Annotated in this window: 9 protein-coding genes and 1 riboswitch; of the genes, 4 read left to right on the top strand and 5 right to left on the bottom strand. The window is 25.6% G+C overall.

What is annotated here, in order from left to right; translation table 11 throughout:
• Positions 1-254 precede the first annotated feature (254 nt).
• Entirely contained in the window at positions 255-2,498 is a 2,244-nt protein-coding gene (locus QZ146_RS07235) for a hypothetical protein (RefSeq protein ID WP_295723070.1), read from the top strand.
• Between the two features lie 297 nt (positions 2,499-2,795).
• On the opposite strand, the gene QZ146_RS07230 is transcribed toward QZ146_RS07235, so the two are convergent.
• Together QZ146_RS07230 and hisG are read right to left on the bottom strand one after the other, a co-directional pair.
• Positions 2,796-3,581: a fumarylacetoacetate hydrolase family protein gene (locus tag QZ146_RS07230; protein WP_295723068.1), complete on the bottom strand. Its 786-nt coding sequence runs from the start codon at positions 3,579-3,581 to the stop codon at positions 2,796-2,798.
• 74 nt (positions 3,582-3,655) lie between these two features.
• Positions 3,656-4,522 (bottom strand): ATP phosphoribosyltransferase, encoded by an 867-nt coding sequence (gene hisG / locus QZ146_RS07225; protein ID WP_295723066.1) that lies wholly within the window; start codon positions 4,520-4,522, stop codon positions 3,656-3,658.
• Positions 4,523-4,732: 210 nt separating this feature from the next.
• On the opposite strand from hisG, the gene QZ146_RS07220 reads away from it, so the two are divergent.
• A complete protein-coding gene (locus tag QZ146_RS07220; protein WP_295723064.1) occupies positions 4,733-6,046 on the top strand; it encodes an amidohydrolase family protein in 1,314 nt (437 codons plus the stop codon).
• Between the two features lie 246 nt (positions 6,047-6,292).
• Complete coding sequence (locus tag QZ146_RS07215) at positions 6,293-6,880, top strand: class I SAM-dependent methyltransferase (RefSeq protein ID WP_295723062.1); 588 nt, start codon at positions 6,293-6,295, stop codon at positions 6,878-6,880.
• 55 nt (positions 6,881-6,935) lie between these two features.
• On the opposite strand, the gene tfrA is transcribed toward QZ146_RS07215, so the two are convergent.
• Entirely contained in the window at positions 6,936-8,588 is a 1,653-nt protein-coding gene (gene tfrA / locus QZ146_RS07210) for a fumarate reductase (CoM/CoB) subunit TfrA (protein ID WP_295723060.1), read from the bottom strand.
• A gap of 43 nt (positions 8,589-8,631) precedes the next feature.
• Positions 8,632-9,270 (bottom strand): 3,4-dihydroxy-2-butanone-4-phosphate synthase, encoded by a 639-nt coding sequence (gene ribB / locus QZ146_RS07205; protein ID WP_295723059.1) that lies wholly within the window; start codon positions 9,268-9,270, stop codon positions 8,632-8,634.
• A 120-nt stretch (positions 9,271-9,390) separates the two neighbouring features.
• Positions 9,391-9,523, bottom strand: a riboswitch (FMN riboswitch).
• A gap of 289 nt (positions 9,524-9,812) precedes the next feature.
• Between ribB and QZ146_RS07200 the strand changes: the two genes are divergently transcribed.
• The gene (locus QZ146_RS07200; RefSeq protein WP_295723058.1) at positions 9,813-10,193 is read left to right on the top strand and encodes a DUF120 domain-containing protein; all 381 of its coding nucleotides are present in this window, start codon (positions 9,813-9,815) and stop codon (positions 10,191-10,193) included.
• Between the two features lie 134 nt (positions 10,194-10,327).
• Here QZ146_RS07200 and QZ146_RS07195 read toward each other — a convergent pair whose 3' ends face one another.
• Positions 10,328-11,845: a cobyrinic acid a,c-diamide synthase gene (locus QZ146_RS07195; protein WP_295723071.1), complete on the bottom strand. Its 1,518-nt coding sequence runs from the start codon at positions 11,843-11,845 to the stop codon at positions 10,328-10,330.
• Positions 11,846-12,414 lie beyond the last annotated feature (569 nt).

The raw sequence follows: 12,414 nt of genomic DNA, 5'->3' as shown, positions 1-12,414 counted from the left end.
GAATAAACAAAGCGAAATATAAATAATAAAATGAAAAATCTTGTGAAAAAAATAAAATTAAAAAATCTCAGAAAAAAATCTTAGCTTGACAGCATTGGTATTTATAAACAATTATATAATCGAATATAAAAAAAATTAAAATAATATATATTTAATATTTTATGTCATATAAATTTTGTATAAATTTTATTTAAATACTATGATTATTTAATTTTAATGATTAAAATGAGATTATTTAATTTTTGAGGGATAATATGGATTATTTTATAGATTATTTGGAAGATCAATTTTTTATAATCGATTCTTATAATTTAGATTCAATTGAAGAAAGATTATATGGTTTTTCTGTTAATAATAATAGGATTATTGAAAATAAAGATATTATAAAGAATATTTCCTTAGATGCAACAGGGGCATATATCTTTGTTGAAGTTGATGAGGAGAATATTAAAATATCACAAGATTTTAATGGGTCTTATGGTATCTATATATATAAAAATAAAGATTATTTTGCTATTTCTAATTCTTTTGTAAAGCTGGTTGATTATTTAAAACATTTTCATGTGTTAACTCTTAATAAAGACTATGCTGATGCTTTTTTATTCGCTGATTTAGTTTCATTTGCTTATTGCGATACATTAGTTAATGAAATCAATCTTATTCCTAGAAATTATATTATAAATATTAACAAGAATGATTTATCAATTGATTTTTCTGAAATTGATTATCAAGAAAAAACTGTTTCTTTAAATTCAAAAGAAGGTATAGAATTATTGGATAAATGGTATTATAAATGGGTAAATATAATTAGAAATATTAAAAGAAACACTAATAACTTAATATTTGACTTATCTGGAGGTTTTGATTCAAGAGTTATTGCTACTTTATGGCTCACTTCAAATATTGATCTTGATAAAATCAAAATTGAATCAGGAAAGAATCATTATGAAGATTTTGAAATTGCTTCTAAAATAGGTAAATTTTTCAATTTTAAGTTAAATCAAGATCTAGTTAACACTAAATTTATTTTATTTAATGATATTAACACTCCTTTGAATATTTCATTTTATGTTCGATTAGGTTTTCATAAAAGAATGATATTTGAATCATATATAACCTCAAAACCAATATATCATTTTACTGGAGCGGGCGGTGCATCTTTGAGAGATTCTAATCAATATCCAGAGGAATATTTAGATAATATGAAAATAAGATTAAATAGGGATGATTTAGCATTTTTCAATCCTTCTAAACGTGTCATTTTAAAATCTTGGGATAAATTGTCTAAAAAATTTAAAATTGATATAAATTCTAGTGAAATTACACAAATTCATCGAAGTGAGGTTAGGGATAGGAATCATTTTGGAAAAAACACTGTAACACGTTATTTAATAAATCATTTTTTAGTTAATCCTCTTTTTGATCCGATTATTAGAAGATTAAAGTTAAAAACAGATGATTGTAATGATAATAATTTATTATTTGCAATAATATTCTCAAGATATTGTCCAGAGTTATTAAATTTTAAATTTGATGGGAATCGGGAAATTCAACTGGATACTCTTGATTATGCATTTAATTTAAATGAAAAATATCCTTTTGTTCAAAAAGATTTTGATTTTATTTCCGGTCCTGAAATTATAAGAAATATAAGTTTCGAAAATCTAACAAAACATATTACTCGTGAGGATGTATACATTTTTTTAAGAGATAATTTCCTTTCAAATTCTTTTAAAATGGAATTTAAGAAGCATTATTCAGATTATGATTATAATATCATATCTAATAAGTTAAACCAAGATGTAGAAAATTCATTTAAAAGTATTTATTCAGAGATTCATTCTTCTATAGCAATTATTAAAATAGCAAATGATTGTACTTTTTCTCAATTAAATAGTAAAAATATAAGGTCATGGTTTAATCAATTTAAACAGAACAGTGAGGTTATCCATTTAAATCAGGATAATTTGATTAAATATAATGCTGCTAGAATTCAAATAAGAAATATGAATAAAGGAAATTCTATTGAAATCATTGACTATAAGGGAATTAATAAAATATCTGCCCCTAAATGGTTTCAGGGCAAAACTGGAAAAGGTTTAGTTATTCATTCTTTTGATAATTTTATTGATTTAAATATTAAATGTATTAATGATGGTAAATTGTTAGTTAAATTAACTGGTCCATATGTTGTAGATAAATTAAAAAATAAATTTCCAGTTTATATTGATTATACGAATTTTGAAATTAATGGTAAAAAGATTATTGATAAAAATACACTTGTTAATCAAAATGAACCTTTTACTTATTATGAAGATGTTAAGGATGGGGAAATTATTAATTTGAAAATTTCTTGGTTACCATTTAATAAGAATAGTGTTTATAATAAAGAAGATATCACTTCTACTGATGAAAATCAGAATAATAAAAACAATCAGAAATTAAGTAATAAAAGCAAAATAATAGGCACATTAAAAAAAATTTTTAATTATTTTTAGTTCATGATATTTTTTTATTTACAGATAATTAGTATAGGGGTCTGAATTTTCAGTTCTTGGATAATTGTTGTATGGTTGTTTGAGTTAAATCCTAGTGATATGATAAGGCTCCTAAAAATACATTTAGATATACTGTTTTTTCAATATACCAAAAGTTTAGTAATTAAACTATAATAAAAATGTATTTTATTATATACTATTGAAAACCAAATATTTTATTTTTTCTTTCTTAATTATTTAATCTCTTATGAAAAATTATAATATAATTAATTTTTCTACATACTCCATATAATCCCATTAAATATAATTTCTTAAAGTTCCAATATCTTCTATTGTAATTTCTACAATATCTCCTAAAATTAATGGTCCAACTCCTTTTGGTGTTCCTGTTGCTATAATATCTCCAGAATTAAGGGTCATAATTTTTGATATGAAACTTAAAAGCTCATTTGTATCAAATATCATATTATTTGTATTTGAATCCTGTTTTATAATACCGTTGACTTTTGTTTTAATTTTTTGATTTTTTGCATCCATATTTGTATTGATAACCGGCCCTATAGGACAGAAAGTATCGAAACTTTTTGCTCTTGTCCATTGACCATCTATTGACTGTAAGTCTCTTGCAGTAACATCATTTAAAATAGTATAACCGAAGATGTAGTCTCTTGCATAGTTGGCTTCAATGTCTTTACATTTTTTACCTATTACAATTGCTAATTCTCCTTCATAATCAACTTGATTTGTCATTGAAGGATAATTAATTTTTTCTTCATGCGGTATGGTTGTAGTTGAGGGTTTTAAAAAAATCTTTGGCTCATTTGGTATATCCATATTTAATTCTTCGCCATGTTCAATATAATTTAGACCAACACACACTATTTTAGATGGCTTGACAGGTTCAATTATTTTAATATCTTCTAATTTATAAGATTTACTATTATCTACTTCAATTTCAAAGTTTATATCTTTTAAGTCTGAATCATAATTTATATAATCTTGTTTAAGGGGATTGATTAAGTTTTCTTTGTTTATTAGGCCTGATTTTTCTCCATTTTCTGATATGAATCTTATAAATTTCATATTCTAACCTTTTTATTTTTTCTATTAGAATATTATATACACTATTATTTATTGTATATTTCTTAAAATAATTTCTAGTTTATTACTCTCTCTATTGGTACTACTAAAATATCTTTAGCACCTACTTTTTTCAAGTCATTTACTAGTTTGAAAACTTTATCTTCATCTACTACTGCTTGAACTGCAAAAATATCTTTATTTGATAATACTTTTGATATTGTTGGTCCTCCCATACCTGGCATAAGATCTTTTACTTTATCTAAGTTTTCTTTTGTAACATTCATCATTATTAATTTTTTACTTTCTGCATTTATTACGCCTGTTATACTTGTACATACTGTTTCTACTATTGATGATTTTTCTAGTAATGAATTTTTATTTCCAATTAACTTAACAGTACTATTTAGTATAGTATCAATTATTTTGAGATGATTTTTTTTAAGTGTAGTGCCTGTACTTGTAAGGTCTGTTATTCCATCTGCAATACCAATTAATGGTGCAATTTCTGTAGATCCTGCAAGTTCTACAATTTCTACATTTTCTATATTATTTTCTTTTAGATATTCTCTTGTAATATTTGGAAATTCTGTAGCAATTTTCATACCTGCTTTAAAGTCTTTTATGCTATTTATTTTTGAATCTTCTAATACAGCAAGTACAAGATCTGTTTGACCAAAACCTAAATCTACAATTTCTTCTACATCTGCATTTTTTTCTCTAATTAAATCTACACCTGTAATTCCCAAATCTACAATACCTTTTTTTACAAAAGTTGGTATGTCACTGGCACGTGTAAACATTATATCAATATTCGGATTGTATGTTTGGGATGTTAATTTTCTATTAGATGAGTCTTTAAGTTTTATCCCTGCTTTTTCAAGTATTTCAACTGAAGGATCACTTATTCTTCCTTTTGATGGAATGGCAATTTGTATTTTCATATTTTTATATCCTGTAATCTATTATATAATAATTGTAAAATATTTTGTATTTTTTTTATTTTAATTTAATTTTATCTTTTTTAAGTTTTATTAAATTATAATATTTATTAACATATTATTAAAAAGTATATTTAATATTTATATAAAGTTTATATATTATTTATTTTATATTATATTTATTATTAATTTTTAGAATATTCTGGTGATTTTATGGAAACTAATAATATATTAATTAAAAATTCTATAATTTTAAACCCTAAAGCTACTGGGACTGTTGATGAATATAAATCATCTTTACTTATTGAAAATAATAAAATATCTTTAATAAGTGAAGATATAGAAGATTCTAATGCAGACTATATTATTGATGCTCAAGGTAAAATACTCATGCCGGGATTAATAAATACTCATTCACACATACCAATGACTTTATTTAGAGGTTATGCAGATGATTTAAATTTAGATACCTGGTTAAATGATTATATATGGCCTATAGAATCACATTTAAACAGTGAAACTATTTATAATGGTACTATGCTTGGTGCAATAGAAATGATAAAATCAGGTACCACTACTTTTTCAGATATGTATTTTTATATGGGAGATGTTGCTAAGGCTATTGGTAAGGCAGGAATTAGAGGAGTTTTATCCTATAGTATGATTGATTTTGGGGATGAACAAAAGAGAGAAAATGAGTTTAAGGAAAGCATATCATTAATAAAAAACCATCATAATACTTATGATGGAAGAATTACCACTATGTTTGGACCTCATTCAATTTATACTACCTCTCCTGAACTTTTACGCCGTGTTAGAAAGGAAGCAAACAAATATAATCTTGGAATTCATATCCATATGAATGAAACTCAAAAGGAAATAGATGACTGTATGGATTTAAGGGGAATTAGACCATTTGAATATTTAGATGATTTGGGAATATTGTCTGATGATATTATTGCAGCTCATTGTGTCTGGTTATCAGACAATGAAATCGATTTGATTAAAAAATATGATGTAAAGGTTTCTCACAATCCATGTAGTAATGCTAAACTTGCGTCTGGTATTGCTCCAATTTCCAAATTAATAGATAATGGTATTTGTGTTTCTATTGGTACTGATGGTTCTTCAAGTAACAATAATTTAGACATGTTTGAAGAGATGAAATTTACTGCACTTCTTCAAAAGGCACAAACTCTTAATCCTGAAGTTTTATCTGCTGAAAGAACATTATCTCTTGCAACAATAAACGGTGCAAATGCATTAGGTTTAGAAAATCTAGGCTCTATAGAAGAGGGAAAACTCGCTGACATTATTTTGATTAATACAAATAGGCCTAATTTCTCACCAATTAACAATAATACCTGCTCAAATATTGTATACTCTGCAAATGGATCCAATGTGGATTCTACTATAGTAAATGGTGAAATATTAATGGAAAATAGAAAACTCACTAATTTAAATGAGACAGATATTTTAAAAAATGCTAATGAAACTATTGACGAAATGATTAAATTAAAAGATTAGTTAACTTATTATTTTCACTAATAACTTATTTATATTATTAAATTTAAATAATATTTAAATATTTTTTTAATTTATAATTTAATCTAGGTTATAATAGAAAGGAGTGATATTATTAATTTTAAAACAAAAATATTATCTAAAAGTAATCAATTTAACTTTTATAAGAATAATTATGAAAAGTTACTTAAAGAAAATTTTCTATTAAAGGAAGAAAATGAAAAATTAAAACTTAATACCGATCCTAAGATGTTTAAAAAGGTGAAAAGAGGATCTTCTGCAGATGTTGGAAAATCTATTTTTGTTGAGTGGGTTTTAAATAATGTTAAAAAAAATGAAAAAATATTGGACATTGGTTTTGGTTCTGGGGTTTATGGAAAAATCCTAAAAGCATTTTTTTACAAGCATATTGATGGTGTTGATATTTGGGGTAAGGACATTGATGAGATGGGTTTAAATTACATTTATGATAATATTTATATACAGGATGCTTTGGATTTTGATTTTGTCCATTATGATTTAGTTATAATGGGGGATGTTCTTGAACACATGTCTTTAAAGGATAGTAAAACACTCCTTAATAAATTTATTAATAATAATAAGGTATCTAAACTCTTTATTCAAGTTCCATATATGTATGAAAATCATAATGCTTGGTATGATAATCCTAATGAGGTCCACATTCAAGATGAAATCAATCAGGAATATATGGAAAGGGAATTTCCCTTTTTAGAATTGATTAAAATCGATACTGTTCCTTATAACACTTCTGCACTTGGAATAAAAACAGGTAAAGATACCCTTTGTGCAACATATGTTTGGATTAACCAGGAGTAATTTTTTAGTTTTTTAAATTTTTTATTATTACTTCTTTATTTAATATACATTATTTTTATCTTTTAATAAATCTTAATTTAGTTTTTCCCATAAGGATACTTTTAGCCCATCCTTCTTTCGTATCTGGGAAATCTTCTCTAAAGTGTGCACCTCTACTTTCTCTTCTAATTATAGCTGATTTTACAATTAATATTCCAACTTCAACCATATTAATCACTTCAAGTGCATCCTGTAGGTCTTTATTATAATCTGCAGTGTTTTTAACATCAATATTTTTTAGTTCATTGTCTTTAATATTATTTAACTCTTTAAGAGCAAAACGAAGGTCTTCTTCATTTCTAATAATCGAAACATTTTCCCACATAATCTTTTTTATTTTTTCTTTTATATCATCTGCTTTATATTTGCCATCTTTTATGAGGGATTTTATACGTTTTTCTTCTTCTTCTACCATCTTATTATTTGATTCAAATTCTTCAAATTCACAATTTACACTTGCCGCCTTTCCTGCTCTTTTTCCAAATACCTGTGTATCTGCAAGTGCATTACCACCTAAACGATTTGCACCATGAACTCCACCTGTAACTTCTCCACATCCGTAAAGTCCATCAATTGATGATTTACCATCTTCATCAATGAATAATCCTCCCATACAATGATGAGCTGTTGGAGCCACCTCCATTGCTTCATTTTTAATATTTACACCAACATCAGCAAATTGTTCTACCATCGTTTCTAGCTTTTCATCTATTACATCATCATTAAGGTGTGAAATATCTAAATATACTCCACCATCATCTGTTCCTCTACCTTGGCGGATTTCATTATAAATACTTCTTGCAACTACATCACGGGTTGCAAGTTCACCTTTTTCATCATAATTAAACATAAAACGTTCATTTTTGCTGTTGATTAGTTTTCCCCCTTCTCCTCTAACAGCTTCTGTAACAAGTACTCCTGCCTTAGCTTTAGGTTTTATCATTCCTGTAGGATGAAATTGTACTTGTTCCATATCTATTAAATCTGCACCAGCATCCCAACTAAGAGCATATCCATCACCATTTTTTTGGAAAGTATTTGATGTAACTGGATATAATTGTCCTGCTCCGCCAGTTGCAAGTATTACAGATTTAGCATTGAAGAATATAGTTGTTGAATCCTTTAAATCTAATCCAACAGCTCCAATTACTTTTGGAAATTCACTGTCATTTAATATTAGTTTAGTAATCATTACTTCATCTATTGTTTCAATATCTCTTTTTATAATTTCTTCTTTTAGTGCAGTTATAAGTTCATGACCTGTTCTATCTCCTGCAAAACATGTTCTTCTAAAACTTTGACCTCCAAAAGGTCTTTGATTTAATTTACCATTTTCTTGCCTATCAAATAGAGCACCATAATTTTCTAAATCTATTAATCTATCTGGTGATTCATTAACTAATATGTTTACAAGTTTACTATCATTAAGGTAATTTCCACCTTTTAAAGTATCATTGAAATGTGTTTCTTTTGTATCATCAGCATCTACAAATCCAAAAACTGCATTATATCCACCTTCAGCCATACCGGTACAACCAGATCTAAAACTTAATCCTTTTGAAACTATTATAGGTTTAAATCCTGCATTTGAAACTTCAATTGCTGCTCTTGCACCAGCTCCTCCAGAGCCTACAATTAATACATCAGATTGAATTATTTTACTTTCCATATTAGTCCCTCTATTATTTTAGATTAAAAATTAAAAAAATAGATCATTTTTTATTATCTAATAAATATTGTTTGATATCATCAATAGTTACAACAGGCATATCTCTTTTTTTAGAAAATGCAATTACATCAGGCATTCTTGCCATTGTTCCATCTTCTTTTGTTATTTCACATAAAACACCTGCTGGAGTTAGGCCCGCTAATTTCATTAATTCAATATTAGCTTCTGTATGCCCATCACGCTCTAATACCCCACCCTTTTTCGCTCTAAGTGGGAAAACATGTCCTGGATGATGTAAATCACTAGGTTTTGCATCTTTTTTACTTGCAGCTTTAACAGTTGTTACTCTGTCATGAGCTGAAACTCCTGTTGTAACACCTTTTGCTGCTTCAATTGTTATGGTAAATCCAGTACCGTATGTACTTGTATTATCTTCTACCATCAATGGCAATTCAAGTTCGTCAGCCTTTTCTTCTGTTAAACATAAACAAACGATTCCACTACCTTCTCTAATTAAAAGTGCCATTTGATTTTCAGTTAGATAATCTGCTGAAAAGAACATATCACCTTCATTTTCACGATCTTCATCATCGGTTACAATAACACCTTTACCTTCCTTAAGGTATTTTACAGCAGTTTCAACACGTTCTAAATATGTTCCTTCTAGTTTTTCTTGATTCATAGTATGTACTCCTGAGTTTTTCAATTAAGGTTCTAGATTTTAATACTAGAATCAGGGCTAAAAAAAGATATAATATTTAGTAATACATAAAAAATATTCTTTACTTTTACTATAATAACCATATATTCTCTTTCATCCGGACTATTACCGTTGGTTTTGGATTTTCACCAAATCAACACTTACGTGCTCGTGGACTTATTAATATATTTAAATTACCACCAGTGGAGAATTTCACTCCGCCCTGAGAATAATATAAATTTTTTTTATTCTTTTAATAATTTATTTTTTAATATAAAAATAACTTTTGTTTTAATTTACTAATTAAAATAGTTATGTTTAAATATAAAACATTTATATATTATAATATCTTTAGTATTTATATCAATATTTTAATATTATTTATTTAATTTACATTTAGGCTTATATTTAATTTTTAATTTATAAATTAATAATTTATTTTTAAATATTCTTTAAATAATTTTTAAATTTTTTTTAAAATAAATTCATTTTATAATTATATTATAGATTTTTCGTGATAAATTATGGAAATTATTGGTACTGTAACGACTGGTCTTGGAAAAGCAGCATATTTTTTAGGGCAGGATTTTTATAAAAATCAATTTAAGGAAAAACTAGGTTTTATACCTTATCCAGGAACACTTAATATTATTGTAGAAGAGGATAAGCTAGAAAATATTATACAGATGAAAAATAAATGTCCTAATATTATTAAACCAGATCAAGAATTTGGAGCTGTTAAATATATTAGTGCAAATTTGGAAAATCGAGTTAGTGGTGCTATAGTATTTCCTGCTAAAACAGTTCATGATGAAAATTATTTAGAATTTATTGCCGAGGATAATTTAAGAGATAAATTAAATTTATCTGATGGAGATAAAGTAAGTTTAGATATAAAAATATAATTTTTTAATATTTCCATTTTATAATATTGTATTTTATTATATCTAATTTTATTATAAGTGTTTTTAGTATATAGAATTTATTAGATTTAGTTATATTATATCAATATTATAATAAAATTGCTTTTTATCTTTTTTCAACCACTTTTATAAATATTCATTATCTCTTTATAATTAAGATACCCTCTAAATTTTGCTTGTTTTTTTATATTTATCAATGTTTTAAAGTCAAAGTTTCTTTTAATTGTATTGTATCCTTGAAGTGTAAAATCTTCTAATTTTATTTCAACTTCTGGTGTTGTACCATGTTCTTCCATTTTAACCTTAGGAATGGCCATTATATTATTAATACCCGTTTCTTCTTCAATATATCCTTTAACACTTTCATAAATACTCATATCATACACTTTATTAAGTATTATGGCCTCTACATCAATATCAAAATCTTTTAATTTTTTTCCATGAGCTGCAATATCAATTGATGCTGATTCTATTCCTCCTTTATTTACTCCAGTAGTAAGAATCATTGGTATATTACCTGCTCTTGCTATTTCTGCTCCGGAGTAGGGTATTTTTTTATTTAACATACCTGTAAATACACTCATTACTCCTTCAATTAATATTATATCATATTTGGAATTTTTAATATTATTTAATACTTTTTCAAGTTCCATCCAACCTAAGTTTGATATTTGTATTGATCCATATTCTTCCATATATCCATTTGTAAGATATAATCCTGGAACAATATCTCTTATATCAGGACCAATTTTTATCAGTCCCACATTTAGACCACATTCTCTAAGATTTCCTGCAAGTCCAGTTGTTATAAATGTTTTTCCACTGTCTGAACCTGTACTTGCTATCATTATACATAAAGGCATTTCACCTTCTTTTCTCTTTAGCTGTTCTTTTAGATGTGAATGACCAGGGCCTTTTATATTAATATTTGTTTCTATACCGATTTGTTTATTGATATTTTTTATGAAATCCTTATTTCTTTCAAATATTTTCTTTTTATCATTTTCCTTTGCATCTATAAAGTTTAAAAAATTATCTACAATTTTTCTATTATTATCAAATATTTTATGAATCATTGTTCCTATAACATTTCCATCATCATTAACCAGACCAGATAATACTTTTTTATCCTCATTTTTATAGTTTACTCTTTTAATTTTTGAATATATTAATCCTTTCTTCTTAGAATCTATTTTACCATATGTATGACAATGGAAACCTTTTATTGGTTTGCTTATATCTTTTGTTAAAAATGATTCTCCTTTCACCTCTCCTTCTACCTTATCATTTGATATTAAAGGTGAAAACTTTGCATCTAATAGTCCTAATCCTTTTTTTATTATTGGTTGAGGTGATTTTCTTCCAATATCTACCTCATTTGATAAAATTTGAAAACCACTACATATTCCTACTATTGGTTTTCCCATTTTTGCCATTTTAATAATTTCTTCTTTTAATGGAGTATTATTTATTGAATTTGATTCAATTAAACTTCCTCCAGGAATTATTAGTCCGTCTAGTTCTTCATGTGCTTTATTACCATCAACTAATCCATTTTCTTTCACCATATCTGTTGGCAGATGTCCGAAGTTTTCATATCCTGGAAGAGATCCCTTAACATAAGATAGACCTATTTACTTCTTTTTTCATTGTTTTTAATATTCCTTTAATAATACTTCATAAAAAATATTTATTAATTTAATATTTTCAAATATTAGGTTTAGCTAGTTTCTATAAATATTTACTACATTTTCAAATTTTTAATATATCCTATATCGTATATATATATATTTTAGACTTTATTTTTTTATTTATTTCAATTGCTATAATATATTCTATTTTATCCATTATTATTTTAAATTAATTTTTTTTATTTTTATTTAATGATTCACATAACTTATATTATTCAATTAAATTTTTTATAATTTTTTAATTAATTTTTTTCCAGAATAAGATTATTTATTTTCAATTTTTTACTTTGCTTGGTGGCCATATTTTATCAAATTCCCTGAAACTTTCTGTATCTAATATACTTTTAAATATTTTTATATTCTTTTTATCCATATATTTTATGTAATCTTTTTTATAGGGACTATTTAATATTCTTTAGGGGCCTGAATTTTTTAGTTCTCAGATAATTGTTGTATTGCTGTTTTTGAGTTAAAACCTTGTGATATGATTAAGGCTCCTAAAAATACATTCA

The organism is uncultured Methanobrevibacter sp., from assembly GCF_905235195.1.
Classification (GTDB): Archaea; Methanobacteriota; Methanobacteria; order Methanobacteriales; family Methanobacteriaceae; genus Methanarmilla.
This window is presented reverse-complemented; position numbering and strand designations above follow the sequence as displayed.

What these genes read in the sequence shown, in the direction of transcription:
- QZ146_RS07230 (WP_295723068.1), bottom strand. Translation starts at nt 3,581, where the DNA reads ATGAAATTTATAAGATTCATATCAGAAAATGGAGAAAAATCAGGCCTA.
- ribB (WP_295723059.1), bottom strand. Translation starts at nt 9,270, where the DNA reads ATGAATCAAGAAAAACTAGAAGGAACATATTTAGAACGTGTTGAAACT.
- hisG (WP_295723066.1), bottom strand. Translation starts at nt 4,522, where the DNA reads ATGAAAATACAAATTGCCATTCCATCAAAAGGAAGAATAAGTGATCCT.
- tfrA (WP_295723060.1), bottom strand. Translation starts at nt 8,588, where the DNA reads ATGGAAAGTAAAATAATTCAATCTGATGTATTAATTGTAGGCTCTGGA.
- QZ146_RS07200 (WP_295723058.1), top strand. Translation starts at nt 9,813, where the DNA reads ATGGAAATTATTGGTACTGTAACGACTGGTCTTGGAAAAGCAGCATAT.
- QZ146_RS07215 (WP_295723062.1), top strand. Translation starts at nt 6,293, where the DNA reads ATGTTTAAAAAGGTGAAAAGAGGATCTTCTGCAGATGTTGGAAAATCT.
- QZ146_RS07220 (WP_295723064.1), top strand. Translation starts at nt 4,733, where the DNA reads ATGGAAACTAATAATATATTAATTAAAAATTCTATAATTTTAAACCCT.
- QZ146_RS07235 (WP_295723070.1), top strand. Translation starts at nt 255, where the DNA reads ATGGATTATTTTATAGATTATTTGGAAGATCAATTTTTTATAATCGAT.